Genomic DNA, 22,813 nt, shown 5'->3' with positions numbered 1-22,813 from the left:
GCCTGCGGCAGCGGCTACAGCGTAGTGATTTTGAAGACGAAACAGCATCTGTACCCGAGCACTCTACGCGCTGCCTTTTTCCGGCAACGCGGTTTCATAAAAACAACAGCGAGGTGAAAGCATGTCTGGTAATCGTGGTGTCGTGTATCTCGGCAATGGCAAGGTCGAAGTACAGAAAATCGACTATCCAAAAATGCAGGACCCGCGCGGCAGGAAGATTGAGCACGGCGTCATCCTGCGCGTGGTATCCACCAATATATGCGGCTCGGACCAGCACATGGTGCGCGGCCGTACCACTGCCCAGGTCGGCCTGGTCCTGGGTCACGAAATCACCGGCGAGGTGGTAGAGAAGGGCAGCGATGTCGAGAACCTGAAGCTCGGCGACCTGGTCTCGGTGCCGTTCAACGTGGCGTGCGGGCGCTGCCGCTCCTGCAAGGAGCAACACACCGGGGTCTGCCTGACCGTCAACCCGGCTCGCGCCGGCGGTGCCTACGGCTACGTCGATATGGGCGACTGGACCGGCGGCCAGGCCGAATACGTGCTGGTGCCGTACGCCGACTTCAACCTGCTGAAACTGCCGGACCGCGACAAGGCGATGGAGAAGATCCGCGACCTGACCTGTCTGTCCGACATCCTGCCGACCGGCTATCACGGCGCGGTAACGGCCGGCGTTGGCCCGGGCAGCACCGTCTACATCGCCGGCGCCGGTCCGGTAGGCCTGGCCGCGGCTGCGTCCGCCCGTCTGCTGGGCGCGGCGGTGGTGATCGTCGGCGACGTCAACCCGGTACGCCTGGCCCACGCCAAGGCCCAGGGCTTTGAAATCGCCGACCTGTCCAAGGACACCCCGCTGCACGAACAGATCGCCGCGTTGCTCGGTGAGCCGGAAGTGGATTGCGCGGTTGACGCGGTGGGCTTCGAAGCCCGCGGCCATGGCCATTCCGGTGCCCAGCACGAAGCGCCGGCCACGGTGCTCAACTCGTTGATGGGCGTGGTACGGGTCGCCGGCAAGATCGGTATCCCAGGCCTCTACGTCACCGAAGACCCGGGCGCGGTGGATGCCGCGGCCAAGATGGGCAGCCTGAGCATCCGTTTCGGCCTCGGCTGGGCCAAGTCCCACAGCTTTCACACCGGCCAGACCCCGGTGATGAAGTACAACCGCCAACTGATGCAAGCCATCATGTGGGACCGCATCAACATCGCCGAAGTGGTCGGCGTGCAGGTCATCAGCCTGGATGACGCCCCGCGTGGCTACGGCGAATTCGACGCCGGCGTGCCGAAGAAATTCGTCATCGACCCGCACAAGCTGTTCAGCGCGGCGTAAGCCTTCAGCGCAGCAAAAAGGGCGACCCTCGGGTCGCCCTTTTTTATGGCTGTTTTCGATGTTCAGAAACCTGTGCCCGGATAGTGGAGCCAGTACTTTCCCGACAATATTTCTGCAATGTCGGGTGGAGGAAACACAGACGGTGCATCTCGGTTGAAGCGAGAGCGCCATTGTGGAAGCCACCAATAATTGAGTGCGGTTCCTCTTGGTTTAAGAACGAACCCCAGTACCGTGTCATCAATCCGACCCTCTTTATAAAACCTGTGGCTGTGATCCATGAGGCTCAGGTAATAGTCGATGGGCAGCTTTAGCATCAGGATCGAGGTATAGACCTTCTCCGACTGTGTGCGTGTCGGGCTTTCAAGCAGACCGAGCGCTTCGCAGTAATACGCTTGCGGCTGCTGGGTGATGCTGCTGGCCGTGGGTTCGGCGAGGATATCGAAGACGTTGGTGTCTTCTTGCCAGGCTCTTCCATCGCCTTGCTTGAAGTAGTCGGTAACGAAACGACTCAGCGGGCCGTTGGCTACGGTTTGGCCTGCACAGGCCAAATCATCGACCGGCGACCAGACGCGCCAGGCTACGATGGAGATGAGTGCAATGGTCAAGAGTGGATACAGGATTTTTTTCATTGTGGTTTGCTGTGTTTGTAGCGACGGAAAACAGTAAAGTCATGGTCCCCTCTGGAGGCGGTGCCATTGAAGTTTCGGAAACCTGCATCATTGACCTCAACCTTTAACCAGCCTGCAGATACACAAACACCCTTGGCAACGACAAAGCCAACATGACCACTCGCGTTTGAGTAATTGGCGGTGTAAGCACCAATATCGCCAGGTAGCGGTTGCGTCTCTACTTTCCAGCTATTGAGTAACTTGTCAGGATTACCCCATTCGGCAGCCAGGGGCGGACTCAGGCTACCATTGCCTGGAAGCCATGTCAGTCGACCATGTTCAATGAGCGCCACGGAAATACCGACAGAAGTGAGAACGTCGTAAACGAATAAGTTGCATTTGTTAGTGTTTTTCTTGAATGAGGTGGTTTTCTCTAGAGTTGGATGAGGTAGCGATTCTTTTTCTTTTGGTCCTGCCCAATCGGTCGAACCACGATGAGAAAGTGCTTTCATCAATATTTTTCTAGGTATGTCATGAACGGCGATTTTTACCGTTCTGATTTCATTGTTATTATTCTTTACTCCGTATTCTACTGAGTAGAAGTTATCATTCGATGGCGTGTCCTGAGCCGATAGCTGGATTTTCGTCCAAGGAGATACCGCAACCAGATTTAACCGATTGCCTGCGGTTAGCGTGGCTTTTCCTATGGCTTTCTTATTTCCAGCGGCACTAACGATAAGCAAGGAAACTTCATATTTCGGCTTGCTTTCAATGGTAGTCAAAGCTGCATTGTCAGGGCCTCTGACAGTCGTCTCGAGTTTACGGGCGGTCAAAGTGTAGGTGATCGTCGACTCTTGTTTGTTGGTGATTTTTTTATCGATGGGTTTGTTGTCTATAAGAAGCTTGAAATGCACGCCATCTGGCGTATCCATCAGGAAGTCTTTAAAAACCAATGTGATTTCTGATTTCATTGAGGCACCTTATTCAATAGGTTCTTCGTAGGAGAAAAACTCCCAAGTCGAGTCATCGCCCACAAAAACAGTGTCGCAGGAGGAGTAGTCTTCGACGGGGTGTTCTTTTCCCTCTCCGGTTTTTTGGCAAGTATCGTCGTTGAATAAGGTAAGTTGGTCTTTATCTTTTATCTTGTAGGCCAGCCCAGGTTTCTCTATATCATCCTGGCGCTCAATGATGACTTGTAGGCTTTTTGGAAGGCTTATGCTAGAAAGCAAAGCTATCCCGCTACCCACTGGAGCAGAGTGACCTACGCCAGCAAGTCCGCTGTGTTGTTGTGTGAGTAGGGTATTGGTGAAGGGGGGACAGCCACAGGCAACATAGTCTCCTTCCCGTGCGGCGGGACCCGCCGGTAGGTAGACCGTCCTTTCTCCTACGGCAACAATAGGGCCCTTTCCAGCGGCACAAACCGGGCAACTGGCCAGTTGGCCAACCGAACTGATAATTCGGCCCTCTATGTATATACCGTCGTTTCCCTCAAGAATGACACCGCCAGTAGAGGTAGGACCTCCCTTGGACGCTAGCTTTCGTGGATCAGCTGATGACATGGGCTCCCTCCCATTTAACGAGCCCGGATCTCACACGTCGCTTAATCTATTTTCAAGGCCGGTTTTGTATCTATACGTGACAAGTATTCGAGACCGGTGGTTAATCGCACCATTCCAAAAAGCAGTATTCGCTCCAGTTTCAAAACCGTGAGCTGGTGATGATGTACGCTCAATTGCAGTCCGGGGCACTGCATTTTCCACCTCGTTATAGTTACTCGGGGATTTGCTCGCGACCGGGAACATTCCTATTGGCCATCAGTCAAATGGCTGCTTTTTCCCACCCAATATCGGGTGGTTTTCATGCTCAAGAGGTTGTCTCGATGAAAATTTCCCGCAGTGTTGCACTGGCTACGTTGCTGACCCTGGGTGCCAGCCCGGTTTTTGCCGCAGGCTTCAGCCTGAGCGATGCCGCCAATGCGGTGTCCAGCATGCAGGGGGGCGACAAGGCCGCCGCTGCCGCTCCAACCTCGCAGACCGCCAATCTGCTCAGTGCGCTCTCGCAACTGGATGTCACGCCGGAGCAGGCCATCGGTGGTACCGGTGCGATGCTGGGCCTGGCGAAGAACCAGCTGAGCAGCACCGACTACTCGCAACTGAGCCAAAGCGTTCCGGGGCTGGACAAGCTCTCGGGCGGCAACGCGCTGGGCAGCCTGGGCGCCTTGAGTGGCCTGCTGGGGCAGAGCGGTGGCAGCAAGACCGCCGGCCTGGAGAATGCGTTGGGTAACGTGCAGAACACCAATGACTTGAACAGCGCGTTCAGCGCCCTGGGCATGGACAGTGGCATGATCGGCCAGTTCGCCCCGGTGATCCTGCAATACCTGGGTCAGCAAGGAGTGGGCGGTTCGCTGCTCAACAGCCTGGGTGGGATCTGGGGCGTCGGCAGCGGCAGCTGATCAACGGCGCTCGGCGCGCAAGGCGTCGATGCGCTGGTCCTTCTCGGTCCAGAGCTGGTTGACCCAGTTCTGGACGGTCTGGCGAAACGCCGGATCGTTTTCGTAATCCCCCCGCCACAACGTCGGATCCAGCTCACGGGTCTGGATATCGACGATCACCCGCGGCACGTTGCCGCTGATCAGGTCCCAGAAACCGGGAATCTTCTGCTGCGGATAGACCACCGTCACATCGAGGATGGCGTCGAGCTGTTCGCCCATGGCCGCCAGGACGAATGCCACGCCGCCGGCCTTCGGCTTGAGCAGTTGGCTGAAGGGGGATTGCTGCTGCTCACGCTTGGCCGACGTGAAGCGGGTGCCTTCCAGGTAGTTGACCACGGTGACCGGCTGGCGCTTGAACAGCTCGCAGGCGGCCTTGGTGATTTCCAGGTCCTTGCCTTGCAATTCCGGGTTCTTGGCCAGGAAGGCCTTGCTGTAGCGCTTCATGAAGGGGTAATCCAGGGCCCACCAGGCGAGGCCGAGGAAAGGCACCCAGATCAGTTCTTTTTTCAGGAAGAACTTGAAGAAGGGGGTACGGCGGTTGAGGGTCTGGATCAGCGCCGGGATGTCGACCCAGGACTGGTGGTTGCTGATCACCAGGTAAGAAGTGTCGACCCGCAGGTCGTCGCCGCCACGGATATCCCACTGGGTGGGAATGCACAGGGCGAAGATCAGTTTGTCGATTTCGGCCCAGGTTTCGGCAATCCACATCACCGCCTTCGACGCGTGGTCGCGCAGGCGCCCTGGCAGGACCAGCTTGAGCAGGGCGAACACCATCAGCGGCCCGAACAGGACCAGGGTGTTGAGCAACAGCAACAGGGTGACGAAACAGCCGGTGAGCAGGCGGCGCATAAGGAACTCTTGCAAGCGTTTGGGCGCGCCATGATAAGCACCTTCGCCAGGCAGGCCAAATCCTGATGTGCTGACGAATGTTTCACGTATACGGGGATATGCTGGCGGTCAATTTCGCCGACCGTGGCGGTTTCCGGGTTTTCTCGCGAGGCGAACCAATTGCCCGGCCACGGTCTAAAATCCTGCTGCCCACTTTCCAAGGAACCTGCTCACGTGAAATCCGTCCTTGCACTCCTGTCCCTGCTGGCGCTGCCGGTCATGGCCGCCGAGCCGACCCTCTACGGGCGCTACGAATACATTCAACTGCCGGAAATCGGCGAAACCCTCAAGGCCAAGATGGACACCGGCGCCCTGACCGCCTCGCTGTCGGCCAAGGATATCGAGACCTTTACCCGCGATGGCGAGGAATGGGTGCGCTTCCGCCTGGCGACCAAGGACGCCGACGGCAAGGTCTACGAACACAAGGTGGCGCGGATCAGCAAGATCAAGAGCCGCGCCGATGAAGACGAAGACAAGGAAGAGGCCCAGGTGGCCAAGCGTCCGGTGGTCGATCTGGAAATGTGCCTGGGCAACGTCAAGCGCACCGTCGAGGTCAACCTGACCGACCGCAGCAGCTTCAATTACCCGCTGCTGATCGGCGCCAAAGCCTTGCGCGAGTTCGGCGCCGCGGTGAACCCGGCCCGGCGTTTTACCGCGGACAAGCCCGACTGCTGATTGACGGCGCATGAGGCATCCGGCACCGTTCTGGCACTTACTTTCCGTGCTTGGATGCCATGCCTCATATCCTGATTGTCGAAGACGAAGCGGCGATTGCCGATACGCTGATTTTTGCCCTGCAGGGTGAAGGGTTCAGCACCACCTGGCTGAACCTCGGGCAGGCGGCGCTGGACTATCAGCGCCATACGCCGGCGGACCTGCTGATTCTCGACATCGGCCTGCCGGACATCAGCGGCTTCGAAACCTGCAAGCAACTGCGGCGCTTCAGTGAGGTGCCGGTGATGTTCCTCAGTGCCCGGGACGGTGAAATCGACCGGGTGGTGGGCCTGGAAATCGGCGCCGACGATTATGTGGTCAAGCCCTTCAGCCCGCGCGAGGTCGCCGCAAGGGTCAAGGCCATCCTCAAGCGCATGGCGCCGCGAGCGGTGGTCGAGGCGCCGGCCGCGCCGTTCCAGGTCGATACCGACAAGTTCCAGATCAGCTACCGCGGCCAGTTGCTGAGCCTGACTCGCCACGAGTTCCGCCTGCTGCATTGCCTGCTGGAGCAACCCGAGCGGGTGTTCAGCCGCGAGCAGTTGCTCGACGCCCTGGGGGTGGCGGCGGATGCCGGCTACGAGCGCAGCATCGACAGCCATATCAAGAGCCTGCGGGCCAAGCTGCGCCTGGTGGCGGCCGACGCCGAGCCGATCCAGACCCATCGCGGCCTGGGCTACAGCTACAGCCCGGGGCACAGCTGATGCCGTTGGGAATCCGGATTTTCCTGGTCTACGTCCTGTTCGTCGGCCTGACCGGCTATTTCGTGCTCAGCACGGTGATGGAGGAAATCCGCCCGGGCGTGCGCCAGTCCACCGAAGAAACCCTGGTGGACACCGCCAACCTGCTGGCGGAAATCCTGCGCGACGACTTCAAGGCCGGCACCCTCAGCGAGAACCGCTGGCCGGAACTGCTCAAGGCCTATGGCGAGCGGCAGCCGGCGGCGACTATCTGGGGCCTGCCGAAAAACCAGGTCAACCACCGCATCTACGTTACCGACGCCGAGGGCAAGGTGGTGCTGGACTCCAGCGGTCTGGCGGTCGGCCAGGATTATTCGCGCTGGAACGACGTGTACCTGACCCTGCGCGGCCAATACGGCGCGCGTTCCTCGCGCAGCGTGGCCGATGACCCTAGCTCCTCGGTGATGCATGTCGGCGCGCCGATTCGCGACAACGGCCGGATCATCGGCGTGGTCACCGTGGCCAAGCCCAACAGTTCCCTGCAGCCCTACGTCGACCGCACCGAGCGCCGCCTGCTGTGGTACGGCGCCGGCCTGATCGGCCTCGGCCTGTTGTTCGGCGCCTTGCTGTCCTGGTGGCTGAGCGTCGCCCTGCGCCGCCTGACCGGTTATGCCCAGGCGGTCAGCGAGGGTCGCCGCGCCGAGCTGCCGCACTACCGCGGCGGCGAGCTGGAGCAACTGGCCACGGCGGTGGAGCACATGCGCACCCAGCTGGAGGGCAAGGCTTATGTCGAGCGTTACGTGCATACCCTGACCCACGAGCTGAAAAGCCCGCTGGCGGCGATTCGCGGGGCGGCTGAGCTGTTGCAGAGCGAGATGCCCGGCGAGCAGCGCGCACGTTTCGTCAGCAACATCGACAGCGAAAGCGCGCGCATGCAGCACCTGATCGAGCGCTTGCTGAACCTGGCGCAGGTCGAGCAGCGCCACGGCCTGGAAGAGCGCGAGGCGGTGCCGCTGGCGGACCTGGCGAACCAGGTGCTGGACAGCCAGAAGGCGCGGATTGAGGGCAAGGGCTTGCAGGTCGAACAGCGCATCGAGCCGGGGCTGAAGCTGTCGGGCGAAGCGTTCCTGTTGCGCCAGGCCCTGGGCAATCTGCTGGAAAACGCCCTGGATTTCACCCCCGCCGGTGGCGTGTTGCGCTTGAGCGCCAGCAGAGCGGGCGACCAACTGCGGTTCAGCCTGTTCAACCAGGCCGAGCCCATCCCGGACTACGCCCTGGCGCGCCTGACCGAACGTTTCTACTCCCTGCCACGGCCTGACAGCGGGCGTAAAAGCACCGGCCTGGGGCTGAACTTCGTCGAAGAAGTGGTGCAACTGCATGGCGGCCAGATGCAGATCGGCAATGTGGAAGGTGGCGTTGAAGTGACGCTGCTGTTTCCCCTCTGAGCCACCGCGTGCACCGTTTGCGGCTGCTTCGCACCCGATCGCAGCCTTCGGCAGCGGCTACAAGATGCGCGCAGTCCATGTAGCCGCTGCCGAGCCTGCGAGGCTGCGCTCGGTCTGGGCGGCATTCCGACGTAGCGACCGCAACCCCTGAATCTGCGATTCACCTGGGAAAACGCGTCGGCTGGTTCCTACAAAGCCAATCTCCACACACTCTCCACACTCCCCCCATAAAACCCCCACATGGGCTGCCCAGACTCTCCCTCATTCGAACAGGGAGAGACTCCATGAACCGCAATCTGACCATAAAGCTTGGGGCGATCGCCCTTTTGATCCTGGGGCTGCTGGTGCCGTTGTTGATGATCGATGGGCTGATCCAGGAGCGCCAGGAACTGCGCGACGGTGTGCTGACCGACATCGCCCGCAGCTCCAGCTACAGCCAACAACTGAGCGGCCCGCTGCTGGTGGTGCCTTATCGCAAGGTGGTGCGCACCTGGAAAACCAACGAGAAGACCAACACGCGTTACCAGGAACAGGGTGAGGAACGTGGGCAGCTGTATTTCCTGCCGGAGCACTTCGAACTCGATGGCCAGGTGCGGACCGAGTTGCGTGCCCGGGGGATCTACCAGGCCCGGCTGTTCCATGCCAACAACCGCATCAGCGGGCAGTTTGCGCTGCCCGAGCAATTGGGGATCAAGGAAGACTTCGCCGACTACAAGTTCGAGCAGCCGTTTCTCGCCGTGGGCATCAGCGACATTCGCGGCATCGAACAAGCGCTGGCCCTCGAGCTGAACGGGCAGAACCTGCCTTTCGCGCCCGGCACCCGGGTTGACTGGCTGGGGGAGGGGGTACACGTTAACCTGCCGCTGCTGGACGGCAAGCGCAGCACCGACCTGGATTTCGCTTTCGACCTGCAATTGCAAGGCACCGGCCAGTTGCGAGTGCTGCCGGTGGGCAAGACCAGCAAGGTACGCCTGCGTGCCGACTGGCCCCATCCGAGCTTTATCGGCAACTACCTGCCGGCGCAGCGGGAGATTTCCGACCTGGGTTTCGCCGCCAACTGGCAGACCTCGTTCTTCTCCACCAACCTGGAAAGCGCCTTGATCAATTGCCTGGCCAGCGGACAGTGCAAGGATTTCAAGAACCGCTCCTTCGGCGTGAGTTTCATCGACCCGGTGGACCAGTACCTCAAGAGCGACCGGGCGATAAAATACGCACTGTTGTTCATCGCCCTGACCTTTGCCGGCTTCTTCCTCTTCGAGGTGCTCAAGAGCCTGGCGGTGCACCCGGTGCAGTACGCCTTGGTGGGCGTGGCCCTGGCGTTCTTCTATCTGTTGCTGCTGTCGCTGTCGGAGCACATCGGCTTTGCCCTGGCCTACCTGCTGTCGGCCGGTGCCTGCGTGATGCTGATCGGTTTCTACGTCTGCCATGTGTTGCGCAGCCTGGGCCATGGCCTGAGTTTCGCCGCCGGCCTGGCTGCCTTGTATGGCCTGTTGTACGGCTTGCTCAGCGCCGAGGATTACGCGCTGCTGATGGGTTCGCTGCTGTTGTTCGGCCTGCTGGGGGTGTTCATGGTGCTGACCCGCAAGCTCGACTGGTACGGCGTAGGCCAGGCCAAACCGGCCCAGCCGCTGACGTTCGAAGCGGAGGTGGCCCATGAGTAGGTCGTTGGGCTTGCGCGAGGATCAGCAGCAAGCAGAGGCCTTGCTGGCATGGATAGTCAGGTTGTTGCCTGAAGCACCGAGGAGCGGCCATCGCGAGCAAGCTCGCTCCTACATGGGACACCGCGAAACCTGTAGGAGCGAGCTTGCTCGCGATAGGGCCGGGCCGGCCACCAGCGTACTTCAGGTGATGACCGCACCCGGGGCCTTCAAGCTGGCGGCTGGGTCGCCAGCATCGAAGGGCGTTGGCTGACCTCGGCGTACCAGGCCGCCAACTGGGGCTGGGCATCGCGCCATTGCAGGTCGGGGTGGCGGAAGTCGAGGTAACCCAGGGCACAGGCGACGCTGATGGCGGCGACGTCGAAGTGGCTGGCCAGTTCGGCGATCGCATCGGCCTCGAGCACGGCCAGGGCGCGGCGGATCTTGTCGCGCTGGCCATCGAGCCACAGCTCCCAGTGTTTCTCGGGGGCGCGCAGGGCCAGTTCGTAACGGATCAGCACCGAGGCATCCATGATCCCGTCGGCCAGGGCCGCCAGGGTCAGGCGTCGCCAGCGGGCCGAACCTTCGCGGGGGATCAGCGGGTTACCGACGTGTTGCTGGTCGAGGTAGTCGAGGATCACCCGGCTGTCGTACAGCACATTGCCGTCGGCCAGGCGCAGCGCAGGAATCTTGCCCAGCGGGTTGTCCTGGTTGAGGGCGGCGTCCGGATTCACCGGGGTCAACTGGCTGGCGTGCAGGGCCACGCGGTCCAGCTGGCCGGTCTCATGCAGCAGCACCATGACTTTGCGCACATAAGGTGATGCCGGGTTGTGGAACAGCGTCATGCTGGGGGTGGACATGAATATTCCTCGCGGGTGGAAGTGGAGCGCAGGCTCGTAACCCGGGGGATCTTAGCGCAGCCTCTGGCCCCGGCCACAGGGGCGGCATGCAGGACAGACAAGGAGTGATGAATGCGCAGGTCCTATCTTCGACACGGCTTGTACAGCCTGGCCCTGACCCTGTTGGGCGCGCTGGCGGTGTACCTGGCCTTGCAGTACGAGTTTCGCCGCCACGGCGAGGGTGAGCCGGAGCTGATCATGGCGTTCGCCTACATGGCCTGGTACTGGGCGCTGCCGGCGCTGGCCCTGCCAGCCCTGGGCTGTGCGCTGCTGAGCCTGCGGGGCCCCGAACCGCTGACCCGGCCCTGGCGCTGGGGCCTGGCGGCAAGCTATGTACCGCTGCTGGGGCTGGCACTGTTCTGCGTGCTGGTCGCTACCGAGGCGCAGCGGGAAAACCGCGTCTTCATCCCGGTATTGCCGATCGGCCTGGGGCTGTCGCTGTACCTGTGGCGCGGTTTCCCCGCCGCCGGGGTCAGGCCGGGGGCGGGCGGTTGAACAAACCCCGCAGGGCGATCAGGGCCGGAGCGCTCAGGCCGAGCCAGCTCAGGGTGTCCCAGATGCCGTCGCCGAGCAGCGCGGAGAACAGCCCCGCGGCACAGAGCACGGCGATGAACAGCGGCGCGCCGAAGACCTTCCAGAAGTTCGATTGCCGCGGCCTCATGGCGCCACCCCGGCGGGTTCGCCCAAGGCCGGCCTGGCCGCGCGGCGGCGGACTATCCACAGGTACAGGCCACTGCCCAGGACAATGATGGTCAGCCCATCCAGGGTCGCCCAGAGGATCTTCATCGGCATGCCGCCGTAGTCGCCGAAGTGCAGCGGTTGCGACATGCCCATGGCGTCCATGTACCAGGGACGTTCGGCCACCGCGGTGACCTCCAGGGTGCTGGCGTCGATCAGCACCGGGGTCAGCAGGTGCGAGGTCAGGTGGGTGCTGCCTTTCATGAACACCGCGTAGTGGTGCTCGCTGGAAAAACGCGTGCCGGGGAAGGCGATGAAGTCCGGCTGCATGCCCGGCGCCACCTCCTTGGCGATCTCCAGCAGGCGGCTGGCCGGGGCCAGTTGGGTCAGCGGCGGCGCATCGCGGTACGGCTCGATCATCGCGCTGAGGCTGTCGTTGCGCCAGGCGGCGATCAGCAGGTCGGCGCAGGCGCTGATCACCCCGGTGACGCCGACCACCAGGGCCCAGGTCAGGGTCACCACACCGATCAGGTTATGCAGGTCCAGCCAGCGCAGGCGGGTGGATTTGTCCTGGCGCACCGTGGCGAAGGCCAGCCGGCGCATAAACGGCAGGTACAGCATCACGCCGGAGACGATCGCCAGCACGAACAGCAGGCCCATGAAGGCCAGCAGCAGCTTGCCCGGCAGGCCGGCGAACAGGTCCACGTGCAGGCGCAGGATGAACATCATCAGCCCGCCGTTGGCCGAGGGCGTTTCCACGGCTTCGCCGGTGCGGGCGTCGAGCATGAAGGTGTGGGACGAGTTGGGCTCGGTGCCGGCGGTCCTGGCCATGATGGTGAGCACGCCGTTGGGGTCTTCCTCGTCCCAACCGAAGTACTGCATGACCTCGCCCGGGCGATGGGCCTCGGCGGCGCGCACAAGCTGCTGCAGGTCCAACTGCGGGGTGTCGGCGGGCATTTCCCGCAGCGGCGGCGCGTCGCCCAGCAGGTGGTCGATCTCGTGGTGAAAGATCAGCGGCAGGCCGGTCAGGGCCAGCATCAGCAGGAACACCGTGCAGACCAGGCTGCTCCAGGTGTGGATAAAGGACCAGCGGCGGATGGTTTTGCTTTTCATTTCTTAGCCTTCAGACACAGCAAAGCCGCCCTTGGCAGGACGGCCCGGTGGTTAACTCAGCCGATTACCACTGATAGGTGGCACTGGCGACCACGCTACGCTGATCGCCGAAATAGCAGTAGGAACCATCGCAGGTGGACAGGTAGTCCTTGTTGAACAGGTTGGTGGCGTTGAGTTTCAGCGACGCGCCTTTGAGGCTGCTGTCCAGGCGGCCCAGGTCGTAATGCACGGCGGCATCGAACACCGTGTAGGCATTGGCCTTGCCCAGCCAGGTATTGGCCTGGTCGCCATAGGTATTGCCGGTGTAGCGGGCTCCGGCGCCAATGCCGAAACCGTCGAGCACACCGCTGTGCCAGGTGTAGTCGGTCCACAGTGAGGCTTGCTGGTTGGGCATCAGTTGCAGGCGGTTGCCTTTGTAGATGCCTTTTTGCACCTCGGACTTGGCCAGGGTGTAGGCGGCGATGACCTTGAGGTTGTCGGTCACGTCGGACACCGCTTCCAGCTCCAGGCCTTTGACCTTCACTTCGCCGGTCTGGTTGGTCACCGACTCGCCACCGGCACCGATGCTGGTTACCAGCACGTTTTTCTGCGTCAGGTCGTAGACCGCCGCGCTCAGCAGGGTGTTCGAACCAGGTGGCTGGTACTTGATGCCCAGCTCCCATTGCTTGCCCTCGGTGGGTTTATACGACTCGGTGGGGGAGACGCTGGCGTTGCTGGCTGGCTGGAACGATTCGGCGTAGGAGAGGTACGGCACCAGGCCCGAGTCGAACACATAGCTCAGTGCCGCGTTGCCACTGAAGTTCTTGCTGCGGTCGGTGTTGGTCACGTCGTTCTTGTTGAAGTAAGTGGTGCCCTGGTGCACCCAGTCTTCACGACCGCCCAGGGTCAGGCGCCATTGGTCCAGGGCCATCTGGTCCTGTACGTAGAGGCCGGTCTGCACGGTTTTCTGGTTGTAGTCGTAGTAGGCGCTGGAGCGCGCCGGACGCACGATCGGCTTGCCATAGACCGGGTTGAAGATGTTGGTGGTCCCGCCGTCGCCGTAAATCGACAGATAGGAGGTGTCGGTGCGTTGGTGATCCAGGCCGATCAGCACGGTGTGGGTGATGTCGCCGGTGGCGAAGTCGGCCTGGAAGTTGTTGTCGACCGCGAACTGGCTGATGTCCTCGTCCACGTTGGTCGAGGTACGGCTGATATTGCCTGCCGCATCGGCCGGGGAGTAGGCGTAGGAGCCCACGGTCAGCTGCTGGAAGGACAGCTCCGATTTGGTGTAGCGCAGGTTCTGGCGGAACTGCCAGACATCGTTGAAGCGGTGCTCGAAGGCGTAGCCCAGGGCGTAGTAGGTGCGGTCGTAGAACTCGTAGTCCGGGTCGCCGAGGTTCTTGTGATGGGAGACGTCACCCAGCGGCGACTTGATCTTGGTGCCCTGGATCGGCATGAACTGGCTGGTCGCGCCGGTATCGTCACGGGTGAACTGCGAGAGCAGGGTCAGCCTGGTATCGGTATCGATGTTCCAGGTCAGGCTGGGGGCGATGTTGTAGCGCTTGTTGTCGATGTGATCGACCTGAGTACCGGCATCCCGCACCACGCCGCTGAGGCCATAGAGGAACTGGCCTTCATTGTCGATCTTGCCGGTGCTGGCGAAGTTGATCTGGCGGTAGTTGTCACTGCCGTACTGCAGCTGGATGGCATGGCTCGATTCAGCGCTGGGGCGCCGGCTGACCATGTCCAGCAGGCCGCCCGGCGGGGTCTGGCCGTAGACCGACGAGGCCGGGCCGCGCAGCAGGGCAAGGCGGTCGAGGTTCCAGGTTTCGGCTTTCGGGTTGGCATACACGCCGCGGGGCAGTGGCAGGCCGTCGAGGAATTGAGTGGGCTCGAAACCGCGCACGCGCATCCAGTCATAGCGGGTGTCGCTGCCGTAGCTGGCGGAAACGATACCGGGCATGTAGCGCACGGCATCATCAAGGTTCTGCACGTTGCGGTCTTCCATCTGTTGGCGGGTGGCGACGGAAATCGAACGCGGCGCTTCAACCAGCGAGGTGTCGGTCTTGGTGCCGGCGGCGGTGCGCGCGGCGAGGTAACCGTCCACCGGCCCCCAGGCACTCTCATAAGCCTGCTGACCAGTGATGCTGGTTTCCGGCAGGGCCACCACACCGTCGGGAATCGCTACCAGGCTGTAGGTGCCGGCGCTGCTTTGTTCCAGTTGCAGGCCGGTGCCGCGCAGGGCCTCGCGCAGGGCGCCGGCGGCATCGAACTGGCCCTTGACCGGGGCCGAGGTCTTGCCGGCGGCCAGGTTCGGGTTGAGGCTCAGGGCCAGGCCGGCCTGGCTGGCGATCTGGTTCAGGGTGCTGGCCAGGGGCGCGGCCGGCAGGTTGTAGGCGCGCACGCCGGACGCCTGTTCGGCGGCGATCAGCGGGGTGCTGGCCAACGGTGCGCAGAGGGCAATGGCCACGGCCAACAGGCTGGGGCGCAACAGGGTGTCTAGCGAGCGGGACATACGGCGGCTCCTGGTGGAAACATTTCTCAATTGCCTATGTGCCGGACGAGATTCAAAAAGTGATAGGGCGGATTGAAAATAATTTCGATTCACGAAAAACAGCGCGGTGTTTCGGCTCGGGACACCCGGTGCCAAGGAGCGTTTTTACGAGCGATCGAGGGGCGATTGCCGCGATAAAGATCGTCCCGACGCAGCACGTGCTAAGGCTTGGCCTTGCTCTCGGCCCGCGCCACCAGAGTGACCCACCAGGGCGTGTGCCGCTCGATGGCCACGGGCAGGGTGGGCAGCAGCGCGCTCAGGGCCAGGTCGGTGTCGTGCAGCGGAAAGCTGCCGGTGATGCGCAGGTCGGCTACGTCGTCGGACACTCCCAGATGGCCGCGGCGGTAGCGCCCCAGCTCACTGACCAGGTCCGCCAGGCGCGCGTTGTCTACCACCAGCATGCCGCGGGTCCAGGCATCGGCGCCGGGGTTCAGGGCCAGCAGCGGGCCAAGGCCGTCGCGGCGCATCAGCACCTGCTGGCCCTCCTTGAGGATCTGTTCGTCCTGGCCGGACTCCGGCCGCGCGGCCACGGCCGATTGCAGCACGCTCAAGCGGGTGCCCTGTTCCTCACGCTTGACCAGGAAGCGCGTGCCCAGGGCGCGCATATGGCCCTCGCGGGTCTCGACGATAAAGGGCCGGGCGTCGTTGTGGCCGGTCTCGACCAGGATCTCGCCTGCCTGCAACACGATGCGCCGCTGTTTTTCGTCGAAACGCACATCCACGGCGCTGTGGGTATTGAGGTTGATCAGCGTGCCGTCGGCCAGGCGCAGGGTGCGCTGTTCGCCGGTGGCGGTGCGCTGGTCGGCGAGCCAGTAATCCAGCTGGCCGTAACGTTCGCCGGCGAACAGGGCCAGGCCCAGCAGCAGGGCGAAGCTGGCCAGCCCGCTGCCGAGCTTGCGCACGCGGCGGCGGAGGCTGTCCCGCGATTGCAGCAGGGCGCTGCGGGCCGGGCCGCTGGCGACGCTGAAGCGCTGGTCGAGCATGCCCAGTTGGCGCCAGGCGCGGGCGTGTTCTTCATCGGCGGCATGCCATTTGGCGAACTCTTCGCGCGCCATCGGGTTGCCCTCGCCGGAGTCCAGCGACAGCTGCCAGGCAATCGCCGCGTCCAGCACCCGGGCGGACACCGGCTTGGCGTTGAGCGGGCTCATAGCGGCTCACCGTACAGGGCGATGTAGCACTGGCGAATGCCTTGGGCCAGGTACTGCCTGACCCGCGGCACGGACACGCCGAGGCGTTCGGCGATTTCCGCGTGGCCGAGGCCGTCGAGACGGTTGTAGAGGAAGGCGGCGCGGGCCTTGCTCGACAGCTTGCCCAGCAGGCGGTCGATGGCCTTGAGGTCTTCGAGGATCAATTGCTGTTCTTCCGGGGAGGGCTGTTCCTCTTCCGGGACCAGCATCAGTTCGGTGAGGTAGGCCTGTTCCAGCGCGGCGCGGCGGAAGTAGTCGAACAGCAGGCCCTTGGCGATGGCCACCAGGAACGCCCGCGGCTCGCGCGGGGCCTTCAGTTCGTCGCGGCCCAGCAGGCGGACGAAGGTGTCCTGGCTCAGGTCCTCGGCCCGTTGCGGGCAGGCCACGTTGCGTCGCAGCCAGGCCAGCAGCCAGCCGCGATGGTCGCGATACAACGCGCCAACGAGGTCACTGTGGGGGCTTTGGGCTGACGACACCTGAGTATCCCAATCGAGAAGTTTAAACTAACGAGAATTATTCGCGATTGTGGCAGGGCGCAAAGAGCCGCGCAATGGGCGCTGGTCGGCGGGGTGGATAGCCAATGTTTCGGGCCGATTTCTGTAGCCGCTGGCGCAGCCTGCGATCGACGGCGAAGCCGGCGCTGCGTCGGAATGCCGCCCAGCCTGATCGCAGCCGCGCTATAGCTCGGCAGCGGCTACAGGGTCAGAAGGAGTGCGACTGTTGCCGGCGCTTCCATTGGCTGAGCCGCTGTTGCAGGTTCAGCGGGCTGTGGATCTGCTGCTGGCGGGCGCGGCTGAACAGGATCAGCGCCAGTTCGGCGGTGGCCAGGGCGTCGGCGGCGGCATGGTGGCGTTCGCCGGCGTGCAGCTTGAAGTAGCCCATCCAGTCATCCAGCCCGGCTTCGCGGATATGCGCCTGGGGGCAGAGCAGCGGGGCCATTTCGGCGACGTCGAGGAACGGATGCTGCAGGCGATAACCCAGGCTGTCCTTCAGGGCCCGGCCGAGCATGTGCTGGTCGAACGGCGCATGGAAGGCCAGCAGCGGGCTGTCGCCGACGAACTCCATGAAATCCAGCAAGGCCTCCACCGGGTCGCTACCGGCGGCGATCGCGCTCGGGCCGAGGCCGTGGATCAGCACGCTGGGGCTGAGCTTGTGGTCGGTACGCTGCAAGGTGCGTTCGAACTGCTGGCTGAAGTCGATGGCGCCGTCTTCGATCACCACCGCGCCAATGGACAGCACCTGGTCGCGGTTGAGGTTGAGCCCGGTGGTTTCCAGGTCCAGCACCACCCAGCGCTGTTCGCGCAGGCTGCATTCGCCCAGTGGCGGGGCGACGGGCAGGCGCTCGCGGCGTTGTTGCTGTTCGGCGCTGAGTGCCGCGCTGGCCGGACGCAACCAGGCGAACAGGCTCATAGCTGGTACCTCAGCGCCAGGCTGCTTTGCAGGCGCTGGGCCTGGCGCAGCGACTCGCGCAGGATGCGCCGGTCCAGGTGGTTGAGGCTGTCCGGGTCGACGCGGTTGGAGTAAGGCAGGTTCTGCCGGGTCTGCAGTTGGTGCTGTTGCATGCGGGTCTGCTGGATGAAGTGATAGGCCTCTTCATACGCGGCGCCGTCGAGGGGTTCGATGACCTCCCTGGCCACCAGCTGGCGCAGGCGCTCCAGGGTGTTGTTGGCGTCGATGCCGTTGGCCAGGGCCAGCAGGCGCGCGCCGTCGACGAAGGGGGTGAGGCCCTGGATCTTGAGGTCGAGGGTGGCTTTTTCGCCGTTTTTCCTGGCCAGGACGAATTCGCGGAAACGCCCCACTGGCGGGCGCTGGCGCAGCGCGTTCTCGGCCATCATGCGCTGGAACAGACGGTTGTCGCCGACCTGGTCGAGAATGCCACGGCGCAGTTGGGCACAGCCTTGCTCGTCGCCCCAGACCACCCGCAGGTCGAAATAGATGCTCGAACCCAGCAGGTTCTCCGGTGTGGCCTCCCGGATGAAGGCGGCGAAGCGCCGTGCCCACTCGGCGCGGGACAGGCACAGCTCGGGGTTGCCGGCCATGATATTGCCCTTGCACAGGGTGAAGCCGCACAGCGCCAGGCTCTGGTTGATCTGCTGCGCCAGGGGCAGCAGCTTGCCGCGGATCTGTGCCGCATGGGCCGCGTCGCGGGCTTCGAACAGGATGCCGTTGTCCTGGTCGGTGTACAGGGTCTGCTCGCGCCGGCCTTCGCTGCCGAAACACAGCCAACTGAACGGCACGCCGGGGTCGCCCTTGTCGGCCAGGGTCAGTTCGATGACCCGGCACACGGTGTGATCGTTGAGCAGGGTGATGATGTGGGTGATCTGGGTCGAGGACGCGCCGTGGGCCAGCATGCGTTCCACCAGCAGGCCGATCTCGCCGCGGATCGCCACCAGGTTGTCGATGCGCGGCGCGTTGCGGATGGTCCGCGCCAGATGCACCAAGTCGACCCGTTGCAGGGAAAACAGGTCGCGCTCGGAAACCACGCCGCACAGGCGCTGCTCTTTTACCAGGCAGACGTGGGCGATATGCCGTTCGGTCATGGCGATGGCGGCGTCGAATGCACTGTGGTCCGGCGACAGGGCGAACGGCGCCTGGGTCATGTGCCGTTCGATGCCCTGGTTGAAGTCGCTGGTGCCGTCGGCCACCACCTGGCGCAGGTCGCGCAGGGTGAAGATGCCGAGCGGCGCCTTGTGTTCATCCACCACCACAATGCTGCCGACCTGCTGCTCGTGCATCAGGCTCACGGCTTCGCGCAGCGGGGTCAGCGGGCTGCAGGTCACCGGATGGCGCATCGCCAGTTCGCCCAGCCGGGTGTTGAGGGAGTACTGGGTGCCGAGGGTTTCCACGGCCTTTTGCTGGACCTGCTGGTTGACCTGGTCCAGCAGGCTGCTGACACCGCGCAGGGCGAAATCGCGAAACACCGCGCAGAGGGCGAACAGCTTGATGAAAGCTGGCTTGTTCAGTTGCAGGCAGAAGGTGTCCTCGGCCGCCAGGTGTTCGGTGCGGGTGGCGCGCTCGCCCAGCAGCGCGGCGAGGGGGAAACACTCGCCGGCGGTGATCTCGAAGGTGGTTTCGGTGCCGCCCTTGAGGGCGTGCTGGCGCTCGCCGACCACCCGGCCCTGCTTGACGATATAGAAGTGTTCGACCGGGCCGTCGGCGGGTTTGATGATGCTCTCGCCGGGGCCGTAGAAACGCAGTTGGCATTGCTCGACCAGGTACGCCAGGTGAGCGTTTTCCATCTGATTGAAAGGGGGGAACCGCTGGAGAAACTGCATCGTGCCGTGGATGTTCTGCAACACCGCGGTTTTCCCTGCCTGGGTGAAGGCATCCGCTTTACTCATAACCATTACCGCAGTCTTTTTGGATTTGTTGTGGTCGGGTCTTGGGTCATGGTCGGTCCCACGCTGCCGGGTGCCCATTGGACGTAAGTCTAGGTAGCGGGTCTGCACCTGTTAATTCGCTTCAAGCAGGTGTCAAAACCGTGAAAAAAGTACTTATCCGGCCTCTTGGAAAAAAATCCGACGAAGTGCACATTGGAGGCCTGCTTAGCGATGTCTGACCACTGTGCTAGGGGATCGATTTGAATATGTAGAGAAAGCCATGTCCGACCACGATATTTTGAGTGATGCCGAGCGCGAGGCGCTGAACGCCGTGATGCTCGAGCCTGATCTGCCGCCCCAGCGCGTGTTGATTGCCGATGATGACAAGGATGCCCGTGAGTTGCTGTCGGAGATTCTGGGGCTGGATGGCATTCGCTGCATGACCGCGGCCAGTGGCAAGGCCGCACTTGAACTGTTGAACTCGAACAAATCGATCGGACTGCTGATCACCGATCTGCGCATGGCCCCCTGCAACGGCCTGGACCTGATACGCCAGGTGCGAGAATCGGAGCGGGCGGCGCTGCCGATCATTATCATTTCCGGGGATGCCGATGTGCGTGACGCCATCGCGGCCATGCACCTGAGCGTGGTGGACTTCCTGCTCAAGCCGATCGACACCGGCAAGCTGCTGGCGCTGGTCAAGCATGAGCTGGGGGTGGTGCGCTAGCGCGAGCGATGACGTTTGCGGCCCCAACAAAAAAGCCCTGATCGTGCGACCAGGGCTTTTTTTACTGCGTTAACGCAGGATCACAGGCCGTTGCGGGCCTTGAACTCGCGACGACGACGGTGCAGTACCGGCTCGGTGTAGCCGTTCGGCTGCTTGGTGCCTTCGATCACCAGTTCGACCGCCGCCTGGAAGGCGATGTTGCTGTCGAAGTTCGGGGCCAGCGGACGGTACAGGGTGTCGCCGGCATTCTGCCGGTCCACCACGGGCGCCATGCGCTTGAGGCTTTCCATGACCTGGGCTTCGGTGACGACGCCATGGCGCAGCCAGTTGGCGATGTGCTGGCTGGAAATGCGCAGGGTGGCGCGGTCTTCCATCAGGCCGACATCGTTGATGTCCGGCACCTTGGAACAGCCGACGCCCTGGTCGATCCAGCGCACCACGTAGCCGAGAATGCCCTGGGCGTTGTTGTCCAGTTCGTTCTTGATCTCTTCGGCCGACCAGTTGGTGTTGCTGGCCAGCGGGATGGTCAGGATGTCGTCTACCGAGGCGCGGGCGCGCTTGGCCAGTTCGGCCTGGCGGGCAAACACATCGACCTTGTGGTAGTGCAGGGCGTGCAGGACCGCGGCGGTAGGCGAAGGTACCCAGGCGGTGTTGGCGCCGGCCAGCGGGTGAGCGATTTTCTGCTCGAGCATGGCGGCCATCAGGTCCGGCATGGCCCACATGCCTTTACCGATCTGCGCGCGGCCTTGCAGGCCGGTGCTCAGGCCGATATCGACGTTCCAGTTCTCGTAGGCGCCGATCCACTTGGCGGCCTTCATCTCGGCCTTGCGCACCACGGCGCCGGCTTCCATGGAGGTGTGGATTTCGTCGCCGGTGCGGTCGAGGAAGCCGGTGTTGATGAACACCACGCGCTCGCTGGCGGCCTTGATGCAGGCCTTGAGGTTGACCGTGGTGCGGCGCTCCTCGTCCATGATCCCGACTTTCAGGGTGTTGCGCGGCAGTTCCAGCACGTCTTCGATGCGCCCGAACAGCTCGTTGGTGAACGCGGCTTCTTCCGGACCGTGCATCTTCGGTTTCACGATGTACACCGAGCCGGTGCGGCTGTTGGTGCGCGAGGTGTTGCCGTTGAGGTTGTGGATCGCCGCGAGGCTGGTGACCAGGCCGTCGAGGATGCCTTCCGGCACTTCGTTGCCTTGGCTGTCGAGGATCGCGTCGATGGTCATCAGGTGACCGACGTTGCGCACGAACAGCAGCGAACGACCGTGCAGCTTCACGCTGCCGCCGTTGGGTGCGGTGTATTCGCGGTCGGCGTTCATGGTGCGGGTGAAGGTCTGGCCGCCCTTGGCCACTTCTTCGGCCAGGTCGCCCTTCATCAGGCCGAGCCAATTGCGGTAGATCACCACCTTGTCATCGGCATCGACGGCGGCGACCGAGTCTTCGCAGTCCATGATGGTGGTCAGCGCCGCTTCCATCAGCACGTCTTTTACGCCGGCGGCGTCGGTCTGGCCGACCGGGCTGCTGGCGTCGATCTGGATCTCGAAATGCAGGCCGTTGTGTTTCAGCAGGACCGCGGTCGGGGCCGCGGTATCGCCGTGGTAGCCGATCAGCTGGGCGTCGTCGCGCAGGCCGCTGTTGCTGCCACCCTTGAGGGCGACCACCAGCTTGCCGTCGACGATCTTGTAGCCGGTGGAGTCGACATGGGAGCCGGCAGCCAATGGCGCGGCCTCGTCGAGGAAGGCGCGGGCGAAGGCGATGACCTTGTCGCCGCGCACCTTGTTGTAGCCTTTGCCTTTTTCCGCGCCGTCGGCTTCGCTGATGGCGTCGGTGCCATAAAGCGCGTCGTACAGCGAGCCCCAGCGGGCGTTGGAGGCGTTGAGGGCGAAACGGGCATTCATCACCGGGACCACCAGCTGCGGGCCGGCCGTGCGGGCGATCTCGTCATCGACGTTTTGCGTCGTGGCCTGGAAGTCCGCCGCTTCTGGCAGCAGATAACCGATGTCTTGCAGGAAGGCTTTGTAGGCCACGGCGTCGTGGGCCTGGCCGGCACGGGACTGGTGCCAGGCATCGATACGCGCCTGGAAATCGTCGCGTTTGGCGAGTAGGGCTTTGTTCTTCGGCGCCAGGTCGTGGATGACCTTGTCGGCGCCGGCCCAGAACTTGTCGGCGGTGAGGCCGGTACCGGGAATGGCTTCGTTGTTCACGAAGTCGAACAGGACTTTGGCGACCTGCAGGCCACCGACTTGAACGTGTTCAGTCATTGCTTGCCTCACTCTGCTCAGCTATTTCGCTTTTCAGCTCTTCAAATTAACAATGAAGCCTCTGGCCATTTAAACCACAAACCCCTCTACCAGTACATGCCATCGCTGGCGGCTGGGATGGTTCCAATCAACGGCTTGAAGCCTTGCTGACAGGGCTTTCAGGGTTGCGACTGCGCCTTGGCAGACATCGATCCAACGTTATGTAGTGCGCGCTGCGGCATACTACATGATGAATTGCGGTTGTGAAAATTAGACTAAATACGTCGTTCCGCGACCCAAGTTCGCGGAGCAGTCACGCTGGGGAATAGGATGTTCTC

21 protein-coding genes are annotated in these 22,813 nt (G+C 62.8%); 8 read left to right on the top strand and 13 right to left on the bottom strand.

Annotation, left to right across the window (positions count from 1 at the left end):
* The first annotated feature begins 121 nt into the window (after window positions 1-121).
* Complete coding sequence (fdhA, locus tag H0I86_RS29090) at window positions 122-1,321, top strand: formaldehyde dehydrogenase, glutathione-independent (protein ID WP_009045939.1); 1,200 nt, start codon at window positions 122-124, stop codon at window positions 1,319-1,321.
* A 62-nt stretch (window positions 1,322-1,383) separates the two neighbouring features.
* Here fdhA and H0I86_RS29085 read toward each other — a convergent pair whose 3' ends face one another.
* From H0I86_RS29085 to H0I86_RS32305, 3 genes are read right to left on the bottom strand one after another with little or no spacing between them, the layout of a single operon-like run.
* On the bottom strand, window positions 1,384-1,950 hold the full coding sequence (locus H0I86_RS29085) for a hypothetical protein (protein WP_162096227.1): 567 nt from the start codon (window positions 1,948-1,950) through the stop codon (window positions 1,384-1,386).
* Window positions 1,947-2,900: a CHAP domain-containing protein gene (locus H0I86_RS29080; RefSeq protein ID WP_180923069.1), complete on the bottom strand. Its 954-nt coding sequence runs from the start codon at window positions 2,898-2,900 to the stop codon at window positions 1,947-1,949. The genes H0I86_RS29085 and H0I86_RS29080 overlap by 4 nt, the downstream gene beginning before the upstream one ends.
* 9 nt (window positions 2,901-2,909) lie before the next feature.
* The gene (locus tag H0I86_RS32305; protein ID WP_081359560.1) at window positions 2,910-3,488 is read right to left on the bottom strand and encodes a PAAR domain-containing protein; all 579 of its coding nucleotides are present in this window, start codon (window positions 3,486-3,488) and stop codon (window positions 2,910-2,912) included.
* 320 nt (window positions 3,489-3,808) lie between these two features.
* On the opposite strand from H0I86_RS32305, the gene H0I86_RS29065 reads away from it, so the two are divergent.
* Window positions 3,809-4,381, top strand: coding sequence for a DUF2780 domain-containing protein (locus tag H0I86_RS29065; protein ID WP_180923068.1), 573 nt, complete (start codon window positions 3,809-3,811; stop codon window positions 4,379-4,381).
* On the opposite strand, the gene yihG is transcribed toward H0I86_RS29065, so the two are convergent.
* Window positions 4,382-5,269 (bottom strand): 1-acylglycerol-3-phosphate O-acyltransferase, YihG family, encoded by an 888-nt coding sequence (gene yihG, locus H0I86_RS29060; RefSeq protein ID WP_180923067.1) that lies wholly within the window; start codon window positions 5,267-5,269, stop codon window positions 4,382-4,384. It lies immediately after the preceding gene.
* Window positions 5,270-5,482: 213 nt separating this feature from the next.
* Here yihG and rloA2 point away from each other — a divergent pair, with 213 nt between their 5' ends.
* From rloA2 to creD, 4 genes are all read left to right on the top strand, one after another.
* Window positions 5,483-5,983 carry a retropepsin-like aspartic peptidase RloA2 gene (gene rloA2 / locus H0I86_RS29055; RefSeq protein WP_009051216.1) on the top strand — a complete coding sequence of 167 codons (501 nt, stop codon included), beginning with the start codon at window positions 5,483-5,485 and terminating at the stop codon, window positions 5,981-5,983.
* A 59-nt stretch (window positions 5,984-6,042) separates the two neighbouring features.
* Window positions 6,043-6,723 (top strand): two-component system response regulator CreB, encoded by a 681-nt coding sequence (gene creB / locus H0I86_RS29050; protein ID WP_101283783.1) that lies wholly within the window; start codon window positions 6,043-6,045, stop codon window positions 6,721-6,723.
* The gene (gene creC / locus H0I86_RS29045) at window positions 6,723-8,144 is read left to right on the top strand and encodes a two-component system sensor histidine kinase CreC (protein ID WP_180923066.1); all 1,422 of its coding nucleotides are present in this window, start codon (window positions 6,723-6,725) and stop codon (window positions 8,142-8,144) included. Before creB ends, creC begins: the two co-directional genes overlap by 1 nt.
* Before the next feature lie 284 nt (window positions 8,145-8,428).
* A complete protein-coding gene (gene creD, locus H0I86_RS29040) occupies window positions 8,429-9,805 on the top strand; it encodes a cell envelope integrity protein CreD (RefSeq protein WP_180923065.1) in 1,377 nt (458 codons plus the stop codon).
* A 206-nt stretch (window positions 9,806-10,011) separates the two neighbouring features.
* On the opposite strand, the gene H0I86_RS29035 is transcribed toward creD, so the two are convergent.
* Entirely contained in the window at window positions 10,012-10,641 is a 630-nt protein-coding gene (locus tag H0I86_RS29035; RefSeq protein ID WP_180923064.1) for a glutathione S-transferase, read from the bottom strand.
* Between the two features lie 111 nt (window positions 10,642-10,752).
* Here H0I86_RS29035 and H0I86_RS29030 point away from each other — a divergent pair, with 111 nt between their 5' ends.
* Window positions 10,753-11,175 carry a hypothetical protein gene (locus H0I86_RS29030; protein WP_180923063.1) on the top strand — a complete coding sequence of 141 codons (423 nt, stop codon included), beginning with the start codon at window positions 10,753-10,755 and terminating at the stop codon, window positions 11,173-11,175.
* On the opposite strand, the gene H0I86_RS29025 is transcribed toward H0I86_RS29030, so the two are convergent.
* From H0I86_RS29025 to H0I86_RS28995, 7 genes are all read right to left on the bottom strand, one after another.
* Window positions 11,153-11,341 (bottom strand): hypothetical protein, encoded by a 189-nt coding sequence (locus H0I86_RS29025; protein ID WP_180923062.1) that lies wholly within the window; start codon window positions 11,339-11,341, stop codon window positions 11,153-11,155. The two genes, H0I86_RS29030 and H0I86_RS29025, sit on opposite strands and share 23 nt — an antisense overlap.
* Entirely contained in the window at window positions 11,338-12,471 is a 1,134-nt protein-coding gene (locus H0I86_RS29020; protein WP_180923061.1) for a PepSY-associated TM helix domain-containing protein, read from the bottom strand. The genes H0I86_RS29025 and H0I86_RS29020 overlap by 4 nt, the downstream gene beginning before the upstream one ends.
* 64 nt (window positions 12,472-12,535) lie before the next feature.
* Entirely contained in the window at window positions 12,536-14,965 is a 2,430-nt protein-coding gene (locus H0I86_RS29015; protein WP_180923060.1) for a TonB-dependent siderophore receptor, read from the bottom strand.
* 200 nt (window positions 14,966-15,165) lie between these two features.
* The gene (locus tag H0I86_RS29010; protein ID WP_180923059.1) at window positions 15,166-16,152 is read right to left on the bottom strand and encodes a FecR domain-containing protein; all 987 of its coding nucleotides are present in this window, start codon (window positions 16,150-16,152) and stop codon (window positions 15,166-15,168) included.
* The gene (locus H0I86_RS29005) at window positions 16,149-16,667 is read right to left on the bottom strand and encodes an RNA polymerase sigma factor (protein ID WP_009051207.1); all 519 of its coding nucleotides are present in this window, start codon (window positions 16,665-16,667) and stop codon (window positions 16,149-16,151) included. Before H0I86_RS29005 ends, H0I86_RS29010 begins: the two co-directional genes overlap by 4 nt.
* A 226-nt stretch (window positions 16,668-16,893) precedes the next feature.
* Window positions 16,894-17,601, bottom strand: coding sequence for a 3'-5' exonuclease (locus H0I86_RS29000; RefSeq protein WP_180923058.1), 708 nt, complete (start codon window positions 17,599-17,601; stop codon window positions 16,894-16,896).
* On the bottom strand, window positions 17,598-19,538 hold the full coding sequence (locus tag H0I86_RS28995) for a putative nucleotidyltransferase substrate binding domain-containing protein (protein ID WP_180923057.1): 1,941 nt from the start codon (window positions 19,536-19,538) through the stop codon (window positions 17,598-17,600). Before H0I86_RS28995 ends, H0I86_RS29000 begins: the two co-directional genes overlap by 4 nt.
* Before the next feature lie 253 nt (window positions 19,539-19,791).
* On the opposite strand from H0I86_RS28995, the gene H0I86_RS28990 reads away from it, so the two are divergent.
* A complete protein-coding gene (locus H0I86_RS28990) occupies window positions 19,792-20,238 on the top strand; it encodes a response regulator (RefSeq protein WP_009045922.1) in 447 nt (148 codons plus the stop codon).
* An 80-nt stretch (window positions 20,239-20,318) separates the two neighbouring features.
* Here H0I86_RS28990 and H0I86_RS28985 read toward each other — a convergent pair whose 3' ends face one another.
* Window positions 20,319-22,496 (bottom strand): malate synthase G, encoded by a 2,178-nt coding sequence (locus H0I86_RS28985; RefSeq protein ID WP_180923056.1) that lies wholly within the window; start codon window positions 22,494-22,496, stop codon window positions 20,319-20,321.
* Window positions 22,497-22,813 lie beyond the last annotated feature (317 nt).

Source organism: Pseudomonas chlororaphis subsp. aurantiaca (assembly GCF_013466605.1).
GTDB lineage: Bacteria > Pseudomonadota > Gammaproteobacteria > Pseudomonadales > Pseudomonadaceae > Aquipseudomonas > Aquipseudomonas chlororaphis_I.
The sequence above is the reverse complement of the archived record's forward strand: the minus strand, read 5'-3'. Positions and strand labels throughout refer to the sequence as shown.